Source organism: Bacillus sp. 220_BSPC, assembly GCF_001054655.1.
GTDB classification, from domain to species: Bacteria; Bacillota; Bacilli; order Bacillales; family DSM-1321; genus Peribacillus; species Peribacillus frigoritolerans.
In genome coordinates, this window is sequence record NZ_JVPL01000263.1 from 14,175 (window position 1) to 37,549 (window position 23,375).

A 23,375-nucleotide genomic window follows, 5' to 3' on the forward strand; every position below is an offset into this window, starting at 1 on the left:
AAAACATCGCCTTTCCCTTTACTAATATTTACGATAAAAAATTGGATCCTTCCGAAGGATCCTCCTTCGGAAGAGATCCTCACAAACTGAAAATGCCTTTTCTATCTGTTGAGTTTGATTTGCCAATACCCGCAACATCAAACCCCGTATTGGCAGCCGGGAAAAACCTATTCTAACATTGCTTCCTAACGGGGAAAGCATTTCATCGAGTTCGGTAATGAATTCCACATCCACCTCTTTATTTATCAATAATAGCGAGCCAAAATGACTATATCCTTCCAATAAAAGTACAGAGTCCATCTCATCTGAAGGATTCAGAAACAAGTGGTCCATCAACAGCCTTTTACCATCTTGAAACACGTTCATTTTGGAGCGGATCCAATCATATGTGAATGCCCCCCTACTCTCTGACCATCCTGGTGTAAATATATCAGTCATCAACAATCCCGCTCCGCTTTCCATATGTATAGTCGTATCCTGAATATATCGAGCAGATTCATAGGCAATTACAGGGTCCTGCACATAGGTAAGGAAACTTTCCTTTTTTAAAACTAACTCGGTTTTCTGCACTGCCGGCTCATCCATCGTTTTGTATATCTTTGTCGCAGACTGCGTCGTCAATGTTATTGTAGCCCCTTCTTCCAAACAAAAAAGCTGATGGTACTTGTCACCACCTACATAGCCGCCTCCAACATGAATGAGAAAATAGGTAGGTGAAAGTTCATCAAAAAACACAGGACGGGACAATTTGAATGCCCCGTCATAATAAGTATCACTCACTATCGTTCGAGCATTTTTCAGTTCCGCCTTTAAGCGAATGCTGCCTGTCCAACTCACTGCTCAAGACCTACTAGAAACGCCTCTGACTTTATCCAGTTCACGACATCAGTCAAACCCTTTTCGTCTTTTAAGTTAGTAAAAAAGAAAGGTTTATCCCCTCGGGTCGTTAATGTATCCCTCTCCATCACTTCCAGGCTTGCTCCTACATAAGGGGCCAAGTCCGTTTTATTAATGATGAATAAATCCGATTTAATCATTCCCTGGCCACCTTTCCGGGGGATTTTCTCCCCTTGTGCGACATCAATGATATAGATTGAAAAGTCGACGAGTTCAGGGCTGAAGGTCGCCGCTAAATTATCACCGCCGCTCTCCACAAAAATCAAATCGAGTTCCGGATGGAGTTCCATCAACTCATCAATGGCTGCGAAATTCATCGAGGCGTCCTCACGTATCGCTGTATGAGGACAGCCGCCGGTTTCCACACCAATGATCCGATTTTCAGGAAGTACACCATTTTTCATTAAAAACAGCGCATCTTCTTTTGTATATATATCATTCGTTACAACTGCCATGCTAAAGTCATTTTCCATTACCCGTGTCAACTTCTCGACAAGCATTGTTTTTCCGGCACCAACTGGGCCGCCTACACCTATTTTGACTACTTGTTTCATCTATTATCGATTTACCTCTATGAGGCAAACCTGTCACCTCTTTTCTGGTTAACTCATAAATAGTCTTACATGTAAATTCTCATGCCTCATTTGGGCGATTTCCAATCCCGGCAGTGTCCGTCCGAGTTCATCCTCCGGAAGTGCTTTAATGAATGCAACGGCTGTCTGGATGACCTCATGTGACCACAATAACAAGGATTGTCCAGTTGTCTGCCCCAAAGGGATTCCTCTTACTGCATTTTGGATAAGCGAGGACACGGCTGCATACAAACAGGCATAAATGGCCATTTCTACGGTAAGGTTCAGTTCGGTACACACAAGCGCAAATACAATGGCCGGATGACCATAGCATTGCTTTCCTTGGATTTTCTTCAAGTATGCCAATAATTCTTCGGATGGGTATAAGTTCGAGCATAGTTTAGCCATCTGCTGTCCAATTCTTTTCGAGGCTTCCCTGGATTCCCGGGGGGAACATGCGGCATAAAGCAACTCATCCAGATACCATATACCTTCAGCCCTATGACTACTTGCGAATTCATATGCAAGCCGGCACCCCAGTCCATCTGTATAGGTTAAAGATTTAGAAATATATACCTTCAAAAACGCCTTTAAAGAAGCTGCATCATGGACCTTCCCTTCTTGAATGTAGGTCTCCATTCCGAATGAATGGGAGAACGACCCAGAAGGAAAATTGGAATCACAAAGCTGGATCAACGGAAACAAACGTTCAATCATGTGAATGGCCGATATGACGGAATGCCTGCTTGACCTTTCTCTTTTCACGTCGAAACGGTATATCAAGTTCCATTAAAAGCTCTTCCACCAGGTAATCATATTGAACAAGCATTTCATCTCCAACAAATTGGGCAGGTAAGTGGCGATTTCCCAATTGATGCGCTATATCGCCCATCTGCCCTAGAGTTGTAGGCAAGATCGTCAAAATATCGTCATCTATCGTATGGATAACGATCATATTATTTTCATCCATATAAAGGATGTCACCATCCATCAAATCCTTGTTTTCTTTAAGGCGTATCCCAATTTCATTTCCATGATCCGTTTTAACCCTTAGTATCCGTTTTCTTAATGCATCGCTTTCCAGATAAACCTTTTCCATATGTTTCGCTTTTTTTTCAATAAACTCTATATTTCCCAATACTTCTTCAACTATCATGTCATCACCTCAGAATAAAAAGTATCGTTGCGCCATCGGCAGGATTTCCGCTGGCTCACACGTAATTAAATCACCATCCACTGTCACTTCATATGTTTGCGGATCAACTTCTATGAGGGGGGTCTCCCCGTTTAACCTCATATCTTTTTTTGTAAGATTGCGAATATTCGAGACGGTCTTCACTATTTTTTTCAAACCCAGGTCATCATGAATTCCCGCTTCATATGACGCTTTTGATAGGAACGTAATCGAAGTACTCGCAACGGCCTGTCCAAAACTTGCAAACATCGGGCGGTATAGCACGGGTTGAGGTGTTGGAATAGAAGCATTCGGGTCGCCCATCATACTGTGCGCTATCATGCCCCCTTTTAGAATCATGTCCGGTTTAACCCCGAAAAAGGCAGGATCCCATAGCACCAAGTCTGCGAATTTCCCTTCTTCCACAGATCCGACGACATCAGAAATCCCATGTGTAATTGCAGGATTTATCGTATATTTGGCAATATAACGCTTAACGCGGAAATTGTCCCCTTCCCCTGTATCCTCCAGCATTTTGCCACGCTGCTTTTTCATCTTATCGGCCGTCTGCCATGTTCGTAGAATAACTTCCCCTACCCGCCCCATCGCTTGGGAATCGGAGCTGATCATGCTAAAGACGCCCAGGTCATGAAGAATGTCTTCAGCTGCGATAGTCTCTTTTCTTATCCTGGAATCGGCAAAAGCGATATCTTCAGGTACGGATGGATCCAAATGGTGGCATACCATCAGCATATCCAAATGCTCTACCAACGTATTGATGGTATATGGACGGGTAGGGTTCGTCGAGGACGGGAGAATATTCTGATAACCAGCCGCCTTGATGATATCAGGGGCATGCCCCCCACCCGCTCCTTCGGTATGATATGTATGAATGACACGGCCGTCGATCGCTCTGATTGTATCCTCGACGAAACCACCTTCATTAAGCGTGTCGGAATGAATCGCCACTTGAACATCGTATTCGTCAGCCACCATTAAACTTGTATCGATCGCTGCTGCCGTCGTGCCCCAATCTTCATGTAGCTTCAGCCCGATCGCACCAGCCTCTATTTGCTCAGCAAGCGGTTCTTTGGCGGAGGAATTACCTTTACCCAAAAAACCGAGATTCATAGGGAAATGATCTGCTGCTTCGAGCATTTTATGTATATTCCAAGCTCCCGGAGTACACGTCGTGGCGTTCGTTCCCGTTGCAGGTCCGGTTCCCCCACCGATCATTGTCGTGATCCCGCTTGACAGTGAAGTCTCGATTTGCTGCGGGGCAATGAAATGGATGTGGGCATCAATACCACCAGCTGTAACGATTTTTCCTTCAGCCGCAATTATTTCAGTAGCTGCTCCTATCACCACTGTCACCCCATCCATCAATAGGGGATTTCCCGCTTTTCCTATAGTTGCAATATTTCCATCCTTCACGCCAATGTCCGCTTTATAGATGCCTGTATAATCGATGATGATCGCGTTGGTGAAAACAAGATCCATCACCTCACCTCTTGAAGCGGTTGGATGCTGCCCCATACCATCACGTACCACTTTACCCCCGCCAAATTTCACTTCATCACCGTACTTTGTAAAATCCTTTTCCACTTCTATGAAAAGCTCAGTATCTGCCAATCTAATTAAATCCCCTGTTGTCGGACCAAACATATCGGCATATTGCTTACGTGACATTTCATGGCTCATATTTTCACTCCTTATCAAGCGGACCATTCGTTTTATTGCTTAATCCATAAACTTCCCTCTTGCCACTGAATGGGACCAGTTCGATTTCCTTCGCATCGCCCGGCTCAAAACGGACAGCTGTACCAGCAGGAATGTTCAGCCTTTTCCCAAAAGCATCCTCACGAATGAACTCCAGTCCAAGATTCACTTCATAAAAGTGAAAGTGTGAGCCAATCTGTATCGGGCGGTCTCCCCTGTTGATGACTGTTATGACCGTTGAAATCTTTCCCTCGTTACATACGACCGGTTCTTTTTTCAAGACATATTCACCTGGTATCATGGCCTCTTCCTCCTTACTGAATCGGATTATGAACAGTCACAAGCTTTGTACCATCCGGAAACGTTGCCTCAACTTGAATATCATGAATAATCTCAGGAATCCCATCCATAACATCTTCACTTGAAAGAATCGTCCTGCCAAATTGCATCAGTTCCGATACTGATTTCCCATCCCTGGCCCCTTCGACTATTTCGTAGGTAATCAAGGCAATGGATTCCGGATAGTTCAACTTCAAGCCGCGATCTTTTCGCCTTCTTGCCAAATCCGCCGCCACTACAACCATTAACTTTTCCTGTTCCCTTGCTGTTAAACGCATACCCTCTCTCCTTTTGCCAATCTATGCCGTTAAAATACCTACCCCTTAAGTTCGGCTGCAACTCTTTCAATGCGCCGTTTCAGTCAATTACCATTATCCGACCCAACATTCCGGCCCTTAACTTTACATAGTTATGTAAGTTTATCTAACATTATTTTAATTATAATAAATTATCTGACAATTACAACCCTTAAAATGAATTTAATTGTAAATTGATAAGCCTTCCCCTTTTGAAAAGACCTAGCTAAAATTTGATAATACTGAATTATCCTTGCTATAATTTCATGGGATAGCGTTTAGAAAAAAACAGGATTGAAAGGGGAATGTAAAATGAATTATGTTAAAAATCAACTGACAGCCATGCGCACCAATCTTTTAAAAGAAATTGAGGGAATCAATCCAGAGTTCATGGATGTGCAGCCTGAAGGTTTTAATAATACAATCCATTGGCACATTGGACATGTCCTTACTGCAGCGGAAAAGTTTTTATTGAACTCCAGCAGTAATTTGCCAGAGAGTTACAGCCAGCTATTCGGATATGGTTCAAAACCAGCCAACTGGACCGGAGATGTACCTACCGTTGAAGTATTAAAGCAACAGTTGCATGAACAACTTGATCGACTTCTTGAAATTCCGGAAGAACGATTGGCAGAAAAAACAGCACAGCCTTTCAACGGAATGGAAACAGTGGGAGAATTCATTAATTTTGTAGTCTTGCACGAAACCAATCATATAGGCCAAATTCACGCAATGAAACTATTCATACAATCCAAAAACTGAGATTAAGAAACTGTCACTCTGTTTTTCTTGTAATGGAAGTGGCTGTTTTTTTATTTAGGACGAAAAATTACAGTTTTGGTGCGTTTACACGTAAGTTTGGAGCAAATAATCGTGAGTTCGCTGCAAATATTCGTGAATTTCAAGCGTTTACTAGTGAGTTCGAGCATCCACCCGTAAAATCGGGCGTTTACTCGTGAATTTTAAGCTTTTACTCGTGAGTTTGCTACATTTACTCGTGAGTTTCAATCTTTTACTCGTGAGTTTAGTGGAAATACTCGTGAATTCGAGCGTTACTCGTGAGTTTGTAGCAAACACTCGTGAATAAAATTAAAAAGAGCCCCCGCTCTTTAATAGCGAGGGCTTTCTTCAGTTCATTCGAAGTGAACGTCTCTTTAAGTCATTTGGTTATCCATATAATCACTGTATGCCTTTTCCGCTGAGGCTTCCGAAGTGAACAAAGCATCATCATCCTCGATCGTATGAAATGTATCGTTCAGGAACAAGGCAACTGCATTGGGATCTTTGGGGTGCGGAACAATTTCTGCTGCCCTGATATTCGAAACTGTAGGGACATGGGGATTATTATAAATCACAAACACCTCGTCACCGACCTGCACTTCTTTTGCATTGATTACACCCATTGAATTCTTCCTTTCCATTACTGATTTTCCTTTAGTTTATGGAAAGAAACTTATAATTATTTATGAAAGATGACAGACCTCGCAAGTCGCGTTATCTGAATGGGGCCCCTTCAAAAGAAGGAGCCCCGCCATTCACTTAAGCATATTCATTTTTTGTAAAAATTCGATCGGATGCTGTTTCCGGAAAAACTCCCTAAGCATATAGGCAACACCATCTTGATCATTGGAGCGCGTCACCCATTTTGCCACTTTCCGTACTTCCTCATCCGCATTGCCCATGGCAACTCCCAGACCAGAACCGGCAATCATATCCATATCATCCAATCCATCGCCAATCGAGACGATCTCCGTTCTTTTCACCTTTAAATGGTCCGCTAAATACAATACACCACTCCATTTAGATACACCCTTCGGAACGATTGTCAGTTTATGTCCTGGGTGTAAGACTGCATCCACCTCAGGGAACATTTCCTTTATCAATTTCAACATATCATTTCGAGCATTTTTTTCTGGAAATATAATGTCCATCTTCGTCGGGGCCATCGGCTGATCAATAAGCTCTTCACTGATATCATCCACATAATTTTGAGCATAAATATTTTGGTCATTCAAATACATAACCGATTTACCAAGCAAATTCTCCGGGAGGTTCACCCGATTGCCCAGCGAGTATTTTTCATGAATGAGCAATATTTGGCACGTGGTCTTTTCAAGCATTTGCACGAGCTCTGCAGTCAGTTCTTCTGATATTCTTTTTACCATTATCGGCTTTTCCATGGAAGCTCCGACAAAGGCTCCTTGCTGAGCAACGATCATCGGATTTATTTTTAGGGCTTTGGCCACTTTTTTTGCTGAGTGATAGTTTCTTGACGTCACAAGTGCAACATGGACACCTTTTTGGTGAACATAATCTATTGCTTCTTTAGTCGATTTATTTAAACGGCCATTCGACTGGAGCAATGTCCCGTCGATATTGACCGCAAGTAGTCGATATACCATGCTGATCTCTCCCATCTGTTGTATCCTCTTTCAAAATTTATGACTAAAATTTCGAGAATAGAACAAATAGTGGTTCACGACCCTTGCACTTGTGCTTTCAGGGAACAAAAAAACCCCCAACCATTAAAGAAGGGAGTCTCCAACTGCTTATTGCTGTTGTTCTGGCAAGCCATATAAATCTTCAAGCGGCTTCATGATAATTTTATTGAGGTCTGCGATGACCATGCTCATCCGTTGTTCAGCTTCCATCAATTGTGAAATGGTTGGGTTTTGTTGGACAAGCTGTACCGTCTTTTGTGCTTGCTCAACCTCTTCCGGTGCAATCTCCTGTCCCATCATTTGCTTTTGCTGCAATGACATCTGGAGATTACGGAAGTTTTCAAACATTCCTTTTGTTGCTTCATCCGAATTCACAAGATCATATAAGCGTTGCAAATCGGCATATTCATTGCTTGCCCTAATCGCCTTTTCCATTTCATACGCTGCATCATATACGTTACTCATTTATTTCCCCTCCCGGTAATCATTGTATTCCTACACCTTTTCCACTATAACAAATCCGATTGAGAATTACACGTCATCCTATTAAAACAGTTACGAAACCTTGAAATAAACCGATGATTCCACCAAGCAAGGCCCCAAGGTATGTGATCATCGACAATTCCTTCTTAGTGATGGAAACGACCATTTCCTCAAGACGGGACACAGAAAAGGACGAAACCTGTTCTTCTACGATATCGTCCAAATGCAGTTTTTGGAATAGCGGCTGGAAATGATTGATTACGTACTTGGCACCTTTTTCCACAAAAATCGGAACGCCCTTTTCCACAATGGTGTCCGAGAAATTGGCAGTCAATTCTCGAACCGGCTTATTCAGGATCGAAGCGACAGGCAGCATTTCAACCGTTTTTTCGGTAATCCATTGTTTTATCGTTTCTCTCCCGATCATTCCCTCGATTTTCTCTATATCCCATTTCTCGAGATTTCCCCACTCTTTCACCAACATCACTGACAATATATCAATCGTTCGCGATTGTTCAAAAAATTTAATGATTTCCGGCTGAATCTTGTCAATTAACTTTTCGTTTCCAATGAACATCTGAATTAAATTGATCAGCTTGCCCCGTTCCTTGAAAAAATCATCCAACATGTCTTCAAGACGGCGTTTGCCTTCCGCACTGTCAAAATATTCTTTTCCCTTTTTCACGATGAAACGTGACAAATCAGGAATCGAGTCGAGGGCTTTTTGCTGAAGCTGCGGAGGGACGATATCTTTCAAGCTCTTGCTCATGTTCTCTTCCGACCATATTTCATATTTACCAAGAATGAATGTTTGTAATCGCTGTTCCAGCGTAAATGAAGAATTCTTCATTCCCAATTGATCAAGCAATTGAGCAGTACTTTTTTGTGTGGACAATGCTTTCTTTACTTCTGCCTGGACGAAAATTTTCATATTCTGTATAGAGGCATCATTGATGACTTTACTTTGAATGCTCTCTGGTGTGATTAAATGATCGACCACCAATTTGCCTAATTGTTTAGCTAACTCATCCTGCCGCTTCGGAATCAACCCTGGTGTCAACGGCAGCTGCTTCCCAAAAATATGGATTGGCTTATACGGTCTGAATAGCATTCTGATAGCCAATAAATTAGTGAAGCCACCTATTACTGCACCAACGACGACCATAAACAGTATCTTTAGCCAAAACTCACCCATGAAATTTCTCCTTTTATTGCTTGAAATAAAGGCTTGATGACACCTTCTAATTAAAAAATCATAGAATGTGTTATCCACATTTGCCCATCATTTAATTATTAAAGGATATCAAACTTAGTGCAAACGGGGAATTATTATGAACCTTAACCATCAGAAAGTTTACATTACGGTAAATCCCGCAGAGACTAGAAAGAAGGCGCTATTGTTTATCGAAGAAAAATTATTTGAGGAATGGGACCTTCAATTTGGAGAACCCGTAACGATAATGGCTGGATGCCGTTCCGTCCCGGTACTTGTCCAGCCATTCGCGTCATCCCAGCCTACATTGAAACTTTCATATGATATGAACCAAATTTTATCCTTACCCATTTTTTCCGATCCAATCTCCGTCTCATACCATGCGGATGAAAGGTCAATTAAAATAGGACCATTCTTCGCTTCACTCATGAACCAGACTCCCTTGCAAGACGGGACATTCGGCGAGATGGAAAAATTTTATCAGGAAATGAAAACATATTGTAACCAGCAGGGCATCCCCTTCTATTTAGTTAAACTGCAGTCTCTTCAAGATGGGGTTGTGGAAGGCTACCTGCCAGGGCAAAGTGGCTGGAAAGCCTTGCCCCTCCCCATCCCTGATGTATTTTATAACCGGATACATTCGCGTAAACTTGAGCAATCGTCTTCTTTCAAGCTGTTTAAAACTGAACTGGAGGAACGGTCGATTCCGATGTTCAACGGAAGGTTCCTCTCCAAACATGATGTACACGAACTACTGATCTTAGAAGATGGGCTTTTGCCAAATTTACCAGAGACGATACTGTTTAACGAAGAGGAAACTTTCTTGACATTTATAGAAAAGCATTCGGTAATCTACTTTAAACCCGCATCAGGCAGCCAAGGCAGGAATATTTGCAGATTAACGCAAGTAGCTGGAAAATGGAAAATCGAGCAATCCGGACATCTCCAGAATGTACATTTTGCTGATACGGATGAAAAGTTGTTTGAAACCTTAAAAAAATTTTCCAGAAAACGATCCTTCATTCTTCAAAAAGGGATTTCCCTATTCGAAACCGATCAGAGAAAAGTTGATTTCCGCATACTACTTCACCGGAACGAACAGCTTGAATGGAAAGTTACATCAATGGTTGCCCGGATTGGGGATCCTGGTACTATTGTTTCCAATCTTGCACAAGGCGGATTGATGAAAAATGGGCCGGATTTTCTAAAAGAAGCATTTGAACTTCAGGACGCCAGCCGCATATATCAAAAGCTCGTACGCCTGGCTAAAAACACTGCACAGGCCTTAGTCGAAAACCTTGACGATTCATTCGGTGAGCTAGGGATCGATTTAGCACTGGACACCGATACCCATCCATGGATCATCGAAGTGAATTCAAAACCTTCGAAAAAATTTCAAGGCAACTATGAAACCTTTCGTCCATCAGTAAAATCAATCATAGATTTCATGCTTGCCCTTTACCCGAAAACCATCCATAAAAGGAGTTGCTAGCACGTGTTAATAGGATTAATGGCCGCGTCGGATACTCATGAAAACAACTACTTCACCGAAATAGCCAAAACCGCTAAATCATTTAATATGAAAGTTTGCAAATTCTCACCGGAAAATATTGATATGGATCTAAAAAAAGTGAGGGGCGAGCGTTTTGATGCCGAGAGCGAAACTTGGATCGCCACATCTTTTGATTTACCTGATTTTGTATATGATCGCTGTTTTCACGGTTTAGTTCGTGAGTCAACGGAAACGCGACACAAAATCGAGTGGTTAAAAGATAACTCGAATTTCTTAGGAATGGGACTTCCTGGTAAGTGGGAAGTGTACCAAATCCTAAAAAACCATCCACACCTACAGGCATTTTTTCCAGAAACCGTACAAGTGACGACACCTGAAGATATTATAGGACATTTGGAACGCCTGGATAAAATCATCATCAAACCTGAATTCGGTGCAGGCGGTACAGGAATCTATCTCCTTTCAAAAACCGAAGACGGGACTTTGGTTTCCATGACGAAAAAGGGTACCAAATATGACCGCCCATTCTCCTCCAAATCTCAGCTTAACAAATGGCTGCAGCATTTATTAAATCGATATCGTTATCTTTGCCAGCCATATTTAGAACTTTGCACCCAAAATAATGAGCCATTCGATTTACGGATTTTACTTCAAAAAAACGAGAAGAATCAATGGATGGAACGGGGCCGCGGAATTCGTACGGGACAAAAAGACGGAATTACTTCAAATCTTGCCACAGGCGGGGAAGCCATTTCATTGGATAACTTCAACAAAAGAAACCCGGAAACGATTTCGATTGCTGTCGAACAAAAGATTCATCATATCCTTCGCACCCTGCCCGTTGAAACCGAAGCTGTCTTTGAAAGATTATTCGAGTTGGGAATTGATCTAGGCATCGATAAAAAAGGCCAAATATGGATAATGGACATTAACTCGAAGCCTGGTAGGAAAATCATTCAGGCACTACAGCCGGAGACCATGAAAGATATTCATCGAGCACCGTTTCAGTATAGCCAGTATTTAGCCGAACAGCTTCAGAAAGCAGGTGAATAGGAAGTGAGAAAGACTTATCCTGCCGAAATTGCCGCTATCCCTGGCAATGTTCTCTACTACCCTTCAGAGCTTGGAGATTTGGCAGAGATTGAATTAATTTATTTCGGACGGCATTCATGTCCTGCCATCGTCAAACAAAACCCGGCCGTCAATCAAACAATCGTGCTATCGAAAAGTCTTGCGGAATCTCTACTATTCGATCATACCGATATTCCCCTTCATTTATTCATATACGGCAAGAGCATCCATATCGGACCGCTTGTCGGAATCTTTTCCTCAGGCTTCACGGGCATTTCAAACAAACCTTTAGGGGAGAGATCTGAATTTTTCGCAAAGCTCCTTTCGCTTAGCAAGACCACAGGCTGTATTCCCTTTGTTTTTGGAGAGAATGTAATCAATTGGGATGAGGAGACAATCAAAGGCTATGTATTTGATAAAGATGACTGGAACATTTATGAATTTCCTTTTCCTAATGTCATCTATGACCGGTTACCAAATCGGTTGACGGAAAACCGTGATGGACCTAAAGAAGTGAAGCAGAAATTCCAAAAAATATATACCATACCATGGTATAACCCCGGATTTTTCAATAAATGGGATGTAAATGAAAGGTTATGCGCAGATGAGCGGGCATTGCCTTATTTGCCGGAAACGTATCCATTTCAATCCATATCCGTGGTGGAAACCCTTCTTTCCCATTACCGGCAAGTTTATATAAAGCCCATTCATGGCAGCCTCGGTCTAGGGATTCACCAAATTCTTTATGATAAGCATGAGAATGTTTACTATTGCCGCTATACAAACGAAGCAAAAGAAAATAAACTGCAACGGTTTTCGACATTGGAATCCATCGTTAAACACATTTTTCACGACCGCCCGCTCGAGAATCTGATCGTGCAGCAGGGCATCCCATTAATTCGATCTGAAAAACGTCCAGTGGATTTCCGGGTTCATACGAACAAGGACAGTAATGGAAAATGGCAGGTGACCGCGATTGCCGCAAAAATCGCCGGCGCCGGCAGCGTCACGACCCATATTAAAAGCGGGGGTGTCATCAAAACGGTTGCCGAACTGTTTGGAGATGACGATGAGGCGACAGAAGTCGAACGAAAGCTATCGGAAGCCGCACTGATTTTAAGTGACAGTATAGAAAAGAACTTGGACGGCATCATCGCAGAAATAGGATTTGATTTTGGATTGGATAAAAAAGGGCAGGTTTGGATGTTTGAAGCCAATTCCAAGCCTGGACGTTCCATCTTCTCCCATCCAAAACTCAAGGATTTCGAATTGCTGACCAGAAAGCTAAGCCTTGATTATGCCATTTATCTTACGGAACAGACGATTACAAAATCAATCAGAGTGCCGCAATGAACATTTTTTATGATATACCCACTGAGAATTGGCACCACACTCATGAGAATGCGGAACTTTTCGCCGGCTCTGCCGAAGAAGAAATCAGCTATAAAAAGAACCATTCGAATCAACCTCTAATTCCAATCACAATGTTTCCGGGTAACCGGATGCTTACCATCGGAATTTTAACTGTTTCCAATCCCAAAAAGGAATCAGGTTTGGGTGGAAACCTGACCCTTTTTCGGGACTTATCATTATATTTATTGCAACATGGAATATTGGCGTATGTATTCACAGGAAATGCCCTTCATTCCGAGTCGATGAAAGGGTATCTTTTTTCCTCCATTTCAAACAAGTGGATTGAATGTAAGGTGCCCTTCCCTGACATCGTCTATAACCGTATCCCCTGGAGGAGCTATGAGGCGTCAGAGGAATTCCAACATCTTATCACAAATTTTAAAGATTACCGAATGACTCTATTCAACCCCTGTTTTATAGATAAATATGTGATGTTCGAAGCATTAACTGAAGATGGATCCCTCACCAACCACCTTCCGCCCACCATGGTCTTACGAAACAGCGGTTGCCTTGATTCTTTCCTGGAGACATACAGGCATATATACCTTAAGCCATGCAAAGGAAGCCAAGGGAAGGGCATTTATACCATTATCAAAAATGATGATGATACCCTATTGTTCAATAGCTTAAAGCATAGTGAGTCCTTCCCTGATTTTGCTTCCTTCTGGGATACAAAAAAAAGGGATTTATTAAAAAGGAGCTATCTTGCTCAACAGGCGATCATACCAAAAAAACTCTTTGGACATCGTTATGATTACCGGATTCTCGTCCATTATGAAAGAGGTTTTTATAAAGTGACCGGCAAAGCGGTAAGGATGTCGCAAACTCAGGAAATCACCACCCACACTCCCCGAGGCGGAAAGCTTTTTCCTTATCAGGACATTAAATCAAAAAACCTGGATCTAAAATTAGCGAATATCGCCCAAAAATGCGGAGAGATACTTTCAAAAAAGATCGGGTTTCTCGGAGAGTTTTCCATTGATATAGGGGAAGACGAATCAGGCTCGCTTTTCATATACGAAGTGAACTCAAAGCCGATGCAATTCGATGAAGAAGAAATTGAAACAAACAGGCTTTTGCATTTAAAAAATCTTTTCATTGAATTAACTTTTTCCAACCTGAAAAGAAAATAACACCTCCAGCTGCCGTTTTCCATTATAATCGAATGAGAAACAGTATATATGGAGGTAATACATATGATCACTCATTTTCAATGGGAACCATTGCATAAGAATCTGCCAGGATGGAAAATTTCCTTTTATTTCAACAAGCAGGCAATCAAAGCCTTGTATCATAAAGATGGATCCATCGAGTGGACAGCCAATCCGCCTTCCGAAACAGATGAAACTAAACTCAAAAGCATGATACATGATTTAATGATCTTCCATGTATATGAATGAAACCCCTTTACATTCATGAAATCGCTTAACAGAATAAAAAAAACTCCTTTGCCTAAACTAAAGAAAAGGCTAGGAGGGATTTCTTTTGGATAAAGAAAAAATGACATTTTTGAAGGATACCGAATATGATGGCAAGGACTCCGTTTACCTGGATATCGACCGTATCATCAATGAAGGAATGGCGGGCGGAAATGTGTATGAAGTCGCTAACCTTCAGAACATCGAAGAAGCACATGATTTTTATGATGAAACAGATCCCAATGTCAATAAATGAATAATGTGGGCTCTCTTATGGAGAGCTCTCTTTTATATCAGTCAGGCCGTTAAACGGATAGCATTCAAATAGTCCCATTCTCCCTCGCACTTAAAATATTTTCGTTTAATATCGATGTAATGATATGCTCTGAATCCCATTCATGCCCAGATATCTCGATAAGGGGATAGCGATTCGGTAAAACGACCTGCTGGATTTCATGAACGGTCAGCCCTTGAGAATGCAAGCGTAAAATTTCCCCTTGGAGGTTTTCCAGATAATCCAGTTTTTTTCGAAACATCTCCTTCCCATCAGGAACATGCCCAGCATGACAGCAAAACACTTCCCCGAAGTCATATTGAAGCAATCTTTTTATGGAATCGATGATCACCGGGACAGACTCTTCCCGTAAGACAAGCTTTGTTTTTGGGGTTACGAAAAGGTCTCCTGAAAAAAGCACGCCATTTTTGTGATTCAAATACACCATATGGTCCTTTGCATGACCTGGGGTAAAAATCGGCTCCCACGTTTGGGTACGGGAATGAATGGCCTTCCCTAGCGGCTCAGCTTTAAAGGCGTCTCTCTTTCCCCAGAAAATTTTGCGATATTCAGGATATTCAGCATCCTTTGCACAAACCTCAACCGACATCGGGTGAATGAAAAGAGGGACCTTTTTATGTTCCTTTATCCAGGCAGCGCCCCCCGTATGGTCTTCATGATAGTGAGTCAGGGCCACTGAGTCGAAGTCTGCGGATTCATAGAATGGAATAAGCTCTTCCAATAAAATCTGTGCGCCAGTATCTATCAATAGGCCATCCGTTAAAAAGACATACACACTCATCCCTCCCTTGTTCCCGCCAGGAGTCCCATGCACGCAAACCACATCATTTATCGTCTTGATCTCTATCATTCGGTTTCCTCCCCATCATTGTACAAAAATAGTTTTACCTTCCTTTTTTTAACTTTACTATAATAAATGTAGTACCACTTTACCTTTTTGACAAGGAAATATTGGAATAAATAGCCTCGAAGAAAATGCTTTTTCCATGAATCGTTTTAACGGACCGTACCAGATTTAATGACAAAAAAATAAAAGAAACGATTGACATTGCCGGATTTTACAAATAATATAGATTATATTATAAAACTTGAAATATTCTAAAATAATAATTTACTTATCAAGAGTGACGGAGGGATCAGGCCCTGTGATGTCCGGCAACCGCCCTTAGGGAACGGTGCCAATTCCTGCAGAATGATTGCATTCTGAAAGATAAGCCGAGATATGATTTCGCTGCCTCTTTCTGAATGATAGAGGCAGCTTTTTTAATGTTTAAGGGGGAAAGCTCATGATTGAAATCCGTTCAATCCGAAAGGAATACGTCTCGAAGAAAAACCGAGTTATCGGAGTGGATAACGTATCTTTGACCATTCAAACTGGTGAAATATATGGCATTGTCGGCTACAGCGGAGCTGGAAAAAGCTCATTACTCCGCTGCTTGAATTTGCTTGAACGTCCGACAGGTGGAAATATCATTATCGACGGCATTGATTTAACCTCTTTATCTAGCAAAGAGCTTCGTAAACAACGCCAAAAAATCGGAATGATATTCCAGCACTTTTCCCTGGTCAGTTCAAAAACCGTTTATGAAAATGTCGCTTTCGCCTTAAGGGCAGCGCATCGATCGAAGGACGCGACTAAGTTACGTGTATTGGAATTGTTGGAAATCGTAGGGCTCAGCGATAAGAAAGATGTCTATCCTGCACAGCTTAGCGGTGGACAGAAGCAACGGGTCGGCATAGCTCGCGCGTTAGCAAATGAACCCACTGTACTATTATGTGATGAAGCGACTTCAGCCCTTGATCCAACAACTACAAAAGCGATTTTACAGTTATTGAAAAAGATAAGCAGTGAGCTTGGTATCACCATCGTGTTGATTACACATGAAATGGAAGTGGTCAAAGAACTATGCCACCGAGTCGCCGTGATGCAGGATGGCCGGGTAATTGAAGAAGGACCCGTTTATGAAATATTTTCACAGCCCAAACAGGAATTAACGAAGCAATTCATTAGCAGTGTACTGGATTTCGAACTCCCTTCGCACTTGATTGATGAAAGTGAAGGGACGATTATTAAGATCCAATTCGAAGGGCAAACCGCCGGTGAGTCGATTCTTTCGGATACTCTCCAATCCCATGCAGTAAAGGGGAATATTTTACACGGTAAAATTGAGTATATCCAGGATGTTCCTTTAGGCATTTTAATCATCGAGTTAATTGGCGATGCCGTCCAAATTCATTCGGCATTGGAATATATAAAAAATCGTTCCAGTTCTGTGGAGGTGTTAAAACATGTCACTGCTTAATCCCATCGTCAATATTTTACCTGATCTTAATAAAGCCTTTCTTGAAACGATTTATATGGTCGGCGTTTCTCTTGCAGTAGCCCTGCTGATCGGTTTACCGCTTGGAGTATTGCTATTTACAACAACCAGGAATTTATTTTTTGAAAATGGCATCGTGAATCGATCTCTCGGTTTCGCAGTCAATATTGTTCGTTCAATCCCGTTCATCATTCTCTTGGTCGCCCTCCTTCCTTTAACGGACCTACTTACGGGATCGACGATAGGGCCAAGAGCAGCTTCTGTTTCCCTGTCCGTATCCGCAATCCCTTTTTTTGCAAGGATTGTTGAAACGGCATTACGTGAAATAGACAGAGGAGTGATTGAAGCAGCAATTGCCGTAGGTGCCACTCCATGGATGATCATTAAGGATGTACTTCTTCCAGAGGCAAAACCGGGAATCATTCAAGGACTGACATTAACGACCATTTCGCTAATCGGTTACTCAGCAATGGCTGGGACAATCGGCGGTGGCGGAATTGGCGACCTGGCAATCCGGTACGGATATTACCGATATGACAACACAGTCATGATCACGACGATCGTCGTTCTTATCTGCCTTGTGCAACTCATTCAAATGGTTGGTGACAAAGTTTCATACATAGTTAACAAGCGATAGGATCAATCATTTTTTTAAATGACTCAATACATTTCATTACTCAGGAGGAATTTCAAATGAAGAAAATAGCTTCGTTATTATCAGTCTGTGCACTTGCACTCGGCTTGGCAGCATGCGGGAGCGATGATGCATCCCCAAATACTGAAGACAAAAAAGAATTGAAGATCGGGGCGACTACCGGGCCGTACGCCGATATGGTTAAGGAGGCCATCAAACCAGGTCTGGAAGATCTCGGATACAAAATAGAAATCGTCGAATTCACCGACTATATCCAGCCGAATAAGTCGCTTGGCAACAACTCGATCGACGCCAACCTTTTCCAGCATAAAGTGTACATGGATAACTTCGCTAAAGAAAATGATTTAAAGCTTTCCGACCTTATCATAGTTCCAACAGCGCCAATGGGCATATATTCTAATAAGTATAATTCATTGAAAGAAGTGGAAGACGGTACATCCCTTGCAGTGCCCAATGATCCGGTTAACCTGGCACGTGCACTTAAAGTGCTGGTGGATGAAGGGTTGATTGAAGTCGATCCAAATGTCGACCCTTTAAAAGTATCTGAAAAGGATGTAACGAAAAATCCAAAAAACATCCAGCTAAAACCATTGGAATCCGCTCAGTTACCCCGCGCAACAGACAGCGTTGACCTATCGGCGGTCCCTGGCAACTTTGCTCTTGCAGCGAAAATGGACCTCAAGGATGCCCTAGTTTTGGAAAAAATGCCGGATATGTATCGAAACGTTGTTGCAGTGAATACAAAAGATGTAGACGCTCAATTTGCCAAGGATATTAAATCAGTAGTGGAATCCGACCAGTTTGAAAAAGTGATCGATGACAAATTTGCCGGATTCGGAAAACCAGACTGGATGGATTGATCAAATAATCAAGGCCTGCTTCCCCTTTACCGGGAACAGGCCTTTCATTAAGGAGAGCAAATATGAATACCTTACTGGAGGTCCGCAGCGGCCCCGCTTATTACGCCTGTAAAGCAAATGTCCTTGAAAACCTGGAAGTGAAACTGAGGAAAGGGAACATTCGTAAAGTGCTCGTTATTCATGGACGAAAATCTTGGGAAGTTACTGAACCCTTTTTTCCTTCCTTAGAACATATTGAGACGATCTTTTTAACATACGGCGGGGAATGCAGTGACCCGGAAATTGAACGCGTCAAGAAGGCTGCTCTTGAACATGGTGCAGATGCATTAATTGGCATTGGCGGCGGTAAGTTGCTCGACCTCGCCAAATCGGCCGGAAACTCGCTTCAAAAGGAAATCATCCTCATTCCAACCTTGGCTTCCACCTGCGCTGCCTGGACACCGTTGAGTGTCATTTATGATGATAATGGTTCATATGTCCGTTATGATATTCATGAAAAAAGCACTTGGATGTTATTGATCGAACCAGGAATTCTTCTTAATTCGCCGATTAACTATTTACGTGCTGGAATCGGCGATACATTGGCGAAATGGTACGAGGGCAATGCACTGGCCGAAAAGCTTGCCACCAAGTCCGTTTGTATTGAATTGGCCCATCTGGCCGCAAGGCAATGCCAGGAAGTTTTATTGACATATGGCGAGGAAGCCTTAGCTGATTTGGAAAAAGGGAAATGGACAGATGCGCTGCAGCGTGTAATTGAAACGAACATCATCACCAGTGGTCTTGTTGGCGGGTTTGGCGGCCAGTACTTGCGCGTTGCCGGTGCCCACTCCATTCATAATGGCATGACTTCCATCACGCAAGCGCATCATTTACTTCACGGGGAAAAAGTTGCATATGGCATTTTAGTCCAGCTTGTGCTAGAAGGGAAATTCTCGGAAATCAAACAATTGCTGCCCATCTACCAGGTGCTTAAATTGCCGATGACATGGCTTGATATTGGCCTGACTGTTGAACATAAGGCCGAACTTCAACAAATTGCAGCCCACTCTGTCAAAGAAGGTGAAGACATCCATCTTCTCTTCCCTGATATCAACAAGGAAAAAGTGGCAGCCGCCATGGAAAACCTTGAAATCCTCACAAACCATGCAAACCAATCCACGGACTAAAAAAGCAATGGGGTTTTTACCCCATCGCTTTTTTTTGATTCCTCTTTGTTTGTTTAAAATCATCCTTTTCACCAAGCATACATAATGTGCCGATAATACTTCAGTATAATAAAAGAAGGTATTACCTTACTGTCTGTTTCCATAATCCAAGAAGATCACTTTCATGTTGTCTGTGCATGCCTGCTTTTCTATCGGCAGATTCCGGACGGCCCTTTTCCCAATTCCATATATCTTCGAGAGTTTCTGATAGGGGACGGAATGTTAGTCCATTATTGATGGCTTGATCGTTGTCGACAGCCAAAAACCCATTCAAAGGTTCCTTACCTCCTGGTAAAGGGAATTCTTCCGGTATCCATAAAGGCATTTCTCCCCACGGCTCTACTTTATTGTCTTTTAAAAATTTTTCAGATACCCATGTAAGGGCAGCATCACTTCTTGTTACCTTTTTGCAGCCTTCAAGTATTTGCCCCATAGTCAGTGTGTAGTCTGGTCCAACGGCATTATACGTACCTGCCATGCCCTTTTCCATCATTTGGATGATCCAATGAGCCAAGTCCCTTGCATCGATAATTTGGATTGGACGTCCAGGGCGTCCAGGCGCTAAAACTTCTCCCCCTTCCGCTATTCTTTTAAGCCAGTACGGCAATCGGTCAGTGTAATCATATGGACCTACTATTTGCCCGGCACGAATTGACAAGACTTTCCCCGGCAGTTCTTTTTCAGCTGCTTTTTCGCTTAATGATTTTAACGGTCCATAATATTCACCGTATATCGGCCCAGCCGTTCCGCGGGTTATTTCTTCTGCTTTATCTTCATTTAGTGCATGAACCTCTCCATTTTCATCAATACCTGGTTCGGTTGGATCACTATAAACCGAGATGCTTGAAATATATGTATAATGTTTAACTTGATTAAGCAACCTGCAGGATTTCGATACAGTTCTAGGGATAAAGCCTGATGTATCAATTACTGCATCCCACTGTCTTCCTTTCAGCATTTCAAGATCCCCGTCGCGGTCCCCTTTTAACTGTTCTATTTCGGGAAAAACATAAGGGTCATTTCCACTATTAAAAAGTGTGACATCATGCCCCTTCTCTATTGCAGCTTTTGCTAAATATCGGCCTAAAAACCGTTTACCACCCAATATTAAAATGTTCATAAGATCTCCTCCTCTTTAACGATATTCCATAAAGCATACGCAATACCCTTTCCTGAAATTAATAATACTTGCAACTTTTCTTTGGTTTTCCCTTCTCGGAAAAACTAAAGATATCCTAATCTTTTGAACTTTATTCTTTTTCGCTATAATGATATGGAAAGGGAGAAAGAAGGTGGAACCGATGCTTGAAAATCTTAAACAAAAATTCCCGAACGCTCTTACCAATAAAAAGGATACTGATGATATTTCTAATTATGTTTGGTTCGAAGACTTCAGAAGTATACTTGGTATTCCCCGTTCAGAAATCACAGCAGAAGAAATCCGTTTATTGGAACTGCTTTTTGTTCCTTCCATAAACCCAAATAACCTCAATGCACATCCAGGCTCATCATGGAAAAATTTTTTATCCGAACCGAATGCACCATTGCCTTTAACGAGCTGGGAGAATGTTCGATTCCTTCATTTCAAGTTGACTCATGCTGATTTTTCCAACTCCGATTTTGAAGGGGCCTTCCTCGCTTTCGTTCCATCTGACGCAGCTATTATTTGGGAAAATGAAACGGCAGGCGTCTTAATTGAACCGGACAAGGATGAACTATTATCAAATAAAGAACTGATCGCCATTACTTCCACACTTGAAAGTGACTTTTATGTAAAGACCCGTATGTTCACCGGGCGCTTTCACCCTGTAGATCAAGACCTTCGCCATCACTGGACTCAGGAGAAAAAGTGTTTTGAAATGGCACAGGTGCATCTGCCGGATATAAAAGTGACTGATTTGGCAGACATCATCCCATACTCATTAATAAATGATCCATCCTTTAAGAATGCAAATTGGTTTATCAATGAAATTCTTGGCAAGACCAAGCAGGATACTGAGCTTATCAAAACGGTTAAAACGTATATCGAATGTAACTCCAATGCCACATTTGCCGCCAAACAGCTTTATATACATCGGAACAGCTTACAATACCGAATCGATAAATTCTCTGAAAAAACTGGTCTCGATATTAGAAACTTCCGTCATGCCCTTACTGCATACTTGATACTTTTACTGAATGATTAATTTCCAATGTAAGCACTTTTTTGTGCAATATGCCCATACTTTTTTCAAAACCTATAGCTTAGACTATAGCTAATTGGTACAAGTAATCTAAGAGTTTAAAAGGGGGATTTTTCATGGCAGAGTTAGTGTTAGATCATATATTCAAGATTTATGATAAAAAGGTGACGGCCGTTAAAGACTTCAACCTTCGTGTTGCCGATAAGGAATTCATCGTTTTTGTGGGACCTTCAGGTTGCGGTAAATCAACGACATTAAGGATGATTGCCGGACTGGAAGACATTTCCCAAGGGGATTTATACATAGACGGCAAGCGAGTCAATGATGTCCCCTCTAAAGATCGCGATATTGCGATGGTTTTCCAGAACTATGCCTTATATCCTCATATGTCTGTATTTGACAATATGGCATTCGGATTAAAGCTCAGGAAAACGCCAAAAGATGAAATCAAGCAAAGAGTAAATGAAGCGGCAAGGATTCTCGGACTTGAAGAGCTGCTAAACAGGAAACCTAAAGCGCTTTCAGGTGGTCAGCGCCAGCGTGTTGCACTTGGCCGTGCAATTGTAAGGGACGCAAAAGTTTTCTTGATGGATGAGCCATTATCCAATCTCGACGCAAAACTGCGGGTTCAAATGCGCGCGGAAATAGCTAAACTGCATAAACGGCTCGACACCACAACGATATATGTCACACATGACCAAACAGAGGCAATGACCATGGCGACACGTCTTGTTGTAATGAAAGATGGTATCATCCAACAGGTCGGTGCTCCAAAGGATGTTTATGAGAAACCAATAAACGTGTTTGTCGGCGGCTTTATCGGATCGCCTGCCATGAACTTCTTTTCCGGAACATTAAAAGAAGGCACAATCAAAATAGGCGAACAAACGCTTGAAATACCTGAATTTAAGATGAAAATGCTACGTGATCAAGGATATGTCGGAAAAGAAGTAATCCTTGGCATCCGTCCGGAAGATTTCCATAATGAAGGAGCTTATTTCACGGAGTCCCCTAACACTACATTCACGACCCAAATTGATGTAGCCGAACTCATGGGCGCGGAGATCATGCTCTACTCCACTTTAGAGGGGCAGGACTTCGTTGCAAGGGTCGATGCCAATAACATTATCCAGGCAGGCGAAAAGATCGAACTTGCCCTCGACATGAATAAAGCGCACTTTTTTGATAAAGGGACCGAACATCGCATTTTAGTTGAAGAAGATGAACAGATGCAGGAAAGCATGAAGTTATCTGCCAATTAAACATGAAAAGACCCATTCATTATGGGTCTTTTTACGTTAAAA

The 23,375-nt window shown here is 42.1% G+C and carries 27 protein-coding genes and 1 riboswitch; of the genes, 13 read left to right on the forward strand and 14 right to left on the reverse strand.

The genetic code is table 11. The annotated features are described in order from the left end of the window. Nucleotides 1-21 precede the first annotated feature (21 nt). The 7 genes from ADA55_RS20970 to ADA55_RS21000 are packed head-to-tail and all read right to left on the reverse strand — an operon-like array spanning nucleotide 22 to nucleotide 4,979. Nucleotides 22-837, reverse strand: coding sequence for an urease accessory protein UreD (locus ADA55_RS20970; protein WP_048687382.1), 816 nt, complete (start codon nucleotides 835-837; stop codon nucleotides 22-24). After that, nucleotides 834-1,451 (reverse strand): urease accessory protein UreG, encoded by a 618-nt coding sequence (gene ureG, locus ADA55_RS20975; RefSeq protein WP_048687385.1) that lies wholly within the window; start codon nucleotides 1,449-1,451, stop codon nucleotides 834-836. Before ureG ends, ADA55_RS20970 begins: the two co-directional genes overlap by 4 nt. Nucleotides 1,452-1,499: 48 nt before the next feature. Next, a complete protein-coding gene (locus tag ADA55_RS20980) occupies nucleotides 1,500-2,186 on the reverse strand; it encodes an urease accessory protein UreF (protein WP_181151555.1) in 687 nt (228 codons plus the stop codon). Next, nucleotides 2,179-2,625: an urease accessory protein UreE gene (ureE, locus tag ADA55_RS20985; protein ID WP_048687386.1), complete on the reverse strand. Its 447-nt coding sequence runs from the start codon at nucleotides 2,623-2,625 to the stop codon at nucleotides 2,179-2,181. The genes ADA55_RS20980 and ureE overlap by 8 nt, the downstream gene beginning before the upstream one ends. Before the next feature lie 9 nt (nucleotides 2,626-2,634). Further along, complete coding sequence (gene ureC, locus ADA55_RS20990) at nucleotides 2,635-4,344, reverse strand: urease subunit alpha (protein ID WP_048687387.1); 1,710 nt, start codon at nucleotides 4,342-4,344, stop codon at nucleotides 2,635-2,637. A 4-nt stretch (nucleotides 4,345-4,348) separates the two neighbouring features. Next, the gene (locus ADA55_RS20995; RefSeq protein WP_048687390.1) at nucleotides 4,349-4,663 is read right to left on the reverse strand and encodes an urease subunit beta; all 315 of its coding nucleotides are present in this window, start codon (nucleotides 4,661-4,663) and stop codon (nucleotides 4,349-4,351) included. A 13-nt stretch (nucleotides 4,664-4,676) separates the two neighbouring features. Then, nucleotides 4,677-4,979, reverse strand: coding sequence for an urease subunit gamma (locus ADA55_RS21000; RefSeq protein ID WP_048687392.1), 303 nt, complete (start codon nucleotides 4,977-4,979; stop codon nucleotides 4,677-4,679). 330 nt (nucleotides 4,980-5,309) lie between these two features. On the opposite strand from ADA55_RS21000, the gene ADA55_RS21005 reads away from it, so the two are divergent. After that, the gene (locus ADA55_RS21005; protein ID WP_048687394.1) at nucleotides 5,310-5,759 is read left to right on the forward strand and encodes a DinB family protein; all 450 of its coding nucleotides are present in this window, start codon (nucleotides 5,310-5,312) and stop codon (nucleotides 5,757-5,759) included. A 392-nt stretch (nucleotides 5,760-6,151) separates the two neighbouring features. On the opposite strand, the gene ADA55_RS21010 is transcribed toward ADA55_RS21005, so the two are convergent. The 5 genes from ADA55_RS21010 to ADA55_RS29895 all read right to left on the reverse strand — a co-directional run bounded on the left by ADA55_RS21010 (nucleotide 6,152) and on the right by ADA55_RS29895 (nucleotide 9,563). Beyond that, nucleotides 6,152-6,418, reverse strand: a complete 267-nt coding sequence (locus ADA55_RS21010; protein ID WP_226990520.1) for a transcriptional regulator SplA domain-containing protein — start codon at nucleotides 6,416-6,418, stop codon at nucleotides 6,152-6,154. A 114-nt stretch (nucleotides 6,419-6,532) separates the two neighbouring features. After that, nucleotides 6,533-7,399 (reverse strand): Cof-type HAD-IIB family hydrolase, encoded by an 867-nt coding sequence (locus ADA55_RS21015; protein ID WP_034315523.1) that lies wholly within the window; start codon nucleotides 7,397-7,399, stop codon nucleotides 6,533-6,535. A 147-nt stretch (nucleotides 7,400-7,546) separates the two neighbouring features. After that, complete coding sequence (locus ADA55_RS21020; protein WP_034314741.1) at nucleotides 7,547-7,903, reverse strand: YlbF family regulator; 357 nt, start codon at nucleotides 7,901-7,903, stop codon at nucleotides 7,547-7,549. Between the two features lie 73 nt (nucleotides 7,904-7,976). Next, complete coding sequence (locus ADA55_RS21025; protein WP_048687396.1) at nucleotides 7,977-9,116, reverse strand: DUF445 domain-containing protein; 1,140 nt, start codon at nucleotides 9,114-9,116, stop codon at nucleotides 7,977-7,979. Between the two features lie 240 nt (nucleotides 9,117-9,356). Next, nucleotides 9,357-9,563 carry a hypothetical protein gene (locus ADA55_RS29895; protein WP_161798630.1) on the reverse strand — a complete coding sequence of 69 codons (207 nt, stop codon included), beginning with the start codon at nucleotides 9,561-9,563 and terminating at the stop codon, nucleotides 9,357-9,359. A 37-nt stretch (nucleotides 9,564-9,600) separates the two neighbouring features. Here ADA55_RS29895 and ADA55_RS21030 point away from each other — a divergent pair, with 37 nt between their 5' ends. The 6 genes from ADA55_RS21030 to ADA55_RS30125 all read left to right on the forward strand — a co-directional run bounded on the left by ADA55_RS21030 (nucleotide 9,601) and on the right by ADA55_RS30125 (nucleotide 14,805). Next, nucleotides 9,601-10,626 carry a YheC/YheD family protein gene (locus tag ADA55_RS21030; RefSeq protein ID WP_161798631.1) on the forward strand — a complete coding sequence of 342 codons (1,026 nt, stop codon included), beginning with the start codon at nucleotides 9,601-9,603 and terminating at the stop codon, nucleotides 10,624-10,626. Between the two features lie 3 nt (nucleotides 10,627-10,629). Then, nucleotides 10,630-11,700: a YheC/YheD family protein gene (locus ADA55_RS21035; RefSeq protein ID WP_048687400.1), complete on the forward strand. Its 1,071-nt coding sequence runs from the start codon at nucleotides 10,630-10,632 to the stop codon at nucleotides 11,698-11,700. A gap of 3 nt (nucleotides 11,701-11,703) precedes the next feature. Beyond that, nucleotides 11,704-13,071, forward strand: a complete 1,368-nt coding sequence (locus tag ADA55_RS21040; RefSeq protein WP_048687401.1) for a YheC/YheD family protein — start codon at nucleotides 11,704-11,706, stop codon at nucleotides 13,069-13,071. Continuing rightward, nucleotides 13,068-14,264 (forward strand): YheC/YheD family protein, encoded by a 1,197-nt coding sequence (locus tag ADA55_RS21045; protein WP_048687403.1) that lies wholly within the window; start codon nucleotides 13,068-13,070, stop codon nucleotides 14,262-14,264. The genes ADA55_RS21040 and ADA55_RS21045 overlap by 4 nt, the downstream gene beginning before the upstream one ends. A 63-nt stretch (nucleotides 14,265-14,327) precedes the next feature. Beyond that, nucleotides 14,328-14,531: a YheE family protein gene (locus ADA55_RS21050; RefSeq protein ID WP_048687405.1), complete on the forward strand. Its 204-nt coding sequence runs from the start codon at nucleotides 14,328-14,330 to the stop codon at nucleotides 14,529-14,531. 85 nt (nucleotides 14,532-14,616) lie between these two features. Continuing rightward, nucleotides 14,617-14,805, forward strand: a complete 189-nt coding sequence (locus ADA55_RS30125; protein ID WP_034314753.1) for a hypothetical protein — start codon at nucleotides 14,617-14,619, stop codon at nucleotides 14,803-14,805. Between the two features lie 64 nt (nucleotides 14,806-14,869). On the opposite strand, the gene ADA55_RS21060 is transcribed toward ADA55_RS30125, so the two are convergent. Beyond that, nucleotides 14,870-15,694, reverse strand: a complete 825-nt coding sequence (locus ADA55_RS21060) for an MBL fold metallo-hydrolase (protein WP_053087444.1) — start codon at nucleotides 15,692-15,694, stop codon at nucleotides 14,870-14,872. Between the two features lie 262 nt (nucleotides 15,695-15,956). Then, nucleotides 15,957-16,061, forward strand: a riboswitch (SAM riboswitch). Nucleotides 16,062-16,130: 69 nt separating this feature from the next. Here ADA55_RS21060 and ADA55_RS21065 point away from each other — a divergent pair. From ADA55_RS21065 to ADA55_RS21080, 4 genes are all read left to right on the forward strand, one after another. Next, nucleotides 16,131-17,147 (forward strand): methionine ABC transporter ATP-binding protein, encoded by a 1,017-nt coding sequence (locus tag ADA55_RS21065; protein WP_048687407.1) that lies wholly within the window; start codon nucleotides 16,131-16,133, stop codon nucleotides 17,145-17,147. Next, nucleotides 17,134-17,802, forward strand: a complete 669-nt coding sequence (locus ADA55_RS21070; RefSeq protein WP_048687408.1) for a methionine ABC transporter permease — start codon at nucleotides 17,134-17,136, stop codon at nucleotides 17,800-17,802. Before ADA55_RS21065 ends, ADA55_RS21070 begins: the two co-directional genes overlap by 14 nt. Before the next feature lie 56 nt (nucleotides 17,803-17,858). Then, nucleotides 17,859-18,680, forward strand: coding sequence for a MetQ/NlpA family ABC transporter substrate-binding protein (locus ADA55_RS21075; protein WP_048687410.1), 822 nt, complete (start codon nucleotides 17,859-17,861; stop codon nucleotides 18,678-18,680). Nucleotides 18,681-18,742: 62 nt separating this feature from the next. Beyond that, on the forward strand, nucleotides 18,743-19,849 hold the full coding sequence (locus ADA55_RS21080) for an iron-containing alcohol dehydrogenase family protein (RefSeq protein WP_048687412.1): 1,107 nt from the start codon (nucleotides 18,743-18,745) through the stop codon (nucleotides 19,847-19,849). Between the two features lie 121 nt (nucleotides 19,850-19,970). On the opposite strand, the gene ADA55_RS21085 is transcribed toward ADA55_RS21080, so the two are convergent. Beyond that, nucleotides 19,971-21,008 carry an NAD-dependent epimerase/dehydratase family protein gene (locus ADA55_RS21085; protein WP_048687414.1) on the reverse strand — a complete coding sequence of 346 codons (1,038 nt, stop codon included), beginning with the start codon at nucleotides 21,006-21,008 and terminating at the stop codon, nucleotides 19,971-19,973. A 181-nt stretch (nucleotides 21,009-21,189) separates the two neighbouring features. On the opposite strand from ADA55_RS21085, the gene ADA55_RS21090 reads away from it, so the two are divergent. Both ADA55_RS21090 and ADA55_RS21095 read left to right on the forward strand, forming a co-directional pair. Further along, nucleotides 21,190-22,074 carry a PucR family transcriptional regulator gene (locus ADA55_RS21090; protein WP_161798632.1) on the forward strand — a complete coding sequence of 295 codons (885 nt, stop codon included), beginning with the start codon at nucleotides 21,190-21,192 and terminating at the stop codon, nucleotides 22,072-22,074. A 113-nt stretch (nucleotides 22,075-22,187) separates the two neighbouring features. Next, a complete protein-coding gene (locus ADA55_RS21095; RefSeq protein WP_048687417.1) occupies nucleotides 22,188-23,333 on the forward strand; it encodes an ABC transporter ATP-binding protein in 1,146 nt (381 codons plus the stop codon). Nucleotides 23,334-23,375 lie beyond the last annotated feature (42 nt).

What these genes read in the sequence shown, in the direction of transcription:
- ADA55_RS20995 (WP_048687390.1), bottom strand. Translation starts at nt 4,663, where the DNA reads ATGATACCAGGTGAATATGTCTTGAAAAAAGAACCGGTCGTATGTAAC.
- ADA55_RS21020 (WP_034314741.1), bottom strand. Translation starts at nt 7,903, where the DNA reads ATGAGTAACGTATATGATGCAGCGTATGAAATGGAAAAGGCGATTAGG.
- ADA55_RS21005 (WP_048687394.1), top strand. Translation starts at nt 5,310, where the DNA reads ATGAATTATGTTAAAAATCAACTGACAGCCATGCGCACCAATCTTTTA.
- ureG (WP_048687385.1), bottom strand. Translation starts at nt 1,451, where the DNA reads ATGAAACAAGTAGTCAAAATAGGTGTAGGCGGCCCAGTTGGTGCCGGA.
- ADA55_RS20980 (WP_181151555.1), bottom strand. Translation starts at nt 2,186, where the DNA reads ATGATTGAACGTTTGTTTCCGTTGATCCAGCTTTGTGATTCCAATTTT.
- ADA55_RS29895 (WP_161798630.1), bottom strand. Translation starts at nt 9,563, where the DNA reads ATGAGTGAAGCGAAGAATGGTCCTATTTTAATTGACCTTTCATCCGCA.
- ADA55_RS21090 (WP_161798632.1), top strand. Translation starts at nt 21,190, where the DNA reads ATGCTTGAAAATCTTAAACAAAAATTCCCGAACGCTCTTACCAATAAA.
- ADA55_RS21060 (WP_053087444.1), bottom strand. Translation starts at nt 15,694, where the DNA reads ATGATAGAGATCAAGACGATAAATGATGTGGTTTGCGTGCATGGGACT.
- ADA55_RS21025 (WP_048687396.1), bottom strand. Translation starts at nt 9,116, where the DNA reads ATGGGTGAGTTTTGGCTAAAGATACTGTTTATGGTCGTCGTTGGTGCA.
- ADA55_RS21070 (WP_048687408.1), top strand. Translation starts at nt 17,134, where the DNA reads ATGTCACTGCTTAATCCCATCGTCAATATTTTACCTGATCTTAATAAA.
- ADA55_RS21015 (WP_034315523.1), bottom strand. Translation starts at nt 7,399, where the DNA reads ATGGTATATCGACTACTTGCGGTCAATATCGACGGGACATTGCTCCAG.
- ADA55_RS21095 (WP_048687417.1), top strand. Translation starts at nt 22,188, where the DNA reads ATGGCAGAGTTAGTGTTAGATCATATATTCAAGATTTATGATAAAAAG.
- ADA55_RS21000 (WP_048687392.1), bottom strand. Translation starts at nt 4,979, where the DNA reads ATGCGTTTAACAGCAAGGGAACAGGAAAAGTTAATGGTTGTAGTGGCG.
- ADA55_RS21085 (WP_048687414.1), bottom strand. Translation starts at nt 21,008, where the DNA reads ATGAACATTTTAATATTGGGTGGTAAACGGTTTTTAGGCCGATATTTA.
- ADA55_RS21045 (WP_048687403.1), top strand. Translation starts at nt 13,068, where the DNA reads ATGAACATTTTTTATGATATACCCACTGAGAATTGGCACCACACTCAT.
- ADA55_RS21080 (WP_048687412.1), top strand. Translation starts at nt 18,743, where the DNA reads ATGAATACCTTACTGGAGGTCCGCAGCGGCCCCGCTTATTACGCCTGT.
- ADA55_RS21050 (WP_048687405.1), top strand. Translation starts at nt 14,328, where the DNA reads ATGATCACTCATTTTCAATGGGAACCATTGCATAAGAATCTGCCAGGA.
- ADA55_RS21010 (WP_226990520.1), bottom strand. Translation starts at nt 6,418, where the DNA reads ATGGAAAGGAAGAATTCAATGGGTGTAATCAATGCAAAAGAAGTGCAG.
- ADA55_RS21030 (WP_161798631.1), top strand. Translation starts at nt 9,601, where the DNA reads ATGGAAAAATTTTATCAGGAAATGAAAACATATTGTAACCAGCAGGGC.
- ADA55_RS21075 (WP_048687410.1), top strand. Translation starts at nt 17,859, where the DNA reads ATGAAGAAAATAGCTTCGTTATTATCAGTCTGTGCACTTGCACTCGGC.
- ureC (WP_048687387.1), bottom strand. Translation starts at nt 4,344, where the DNA reads ATGAGCCATGAAATGTCACGTAAGCAATATGCCGATATGTTTGGTCCG.
- ADA55_RS21065 (WP_048687407.1), top strand. Translation starts at nt 16,131, where the DNA reads ATGATTGAAATCCGTTCAATCCGAAAGGAATACGTCTCGAAGAAAAAC.
- ureE (WP_048687386.1), bottom strand. Translation starts at nt 2,625, where the DNA reads ATGATAGTTGAAGAAGTATTGGGAAATATAGAGTTTATTGAAAAAAAA.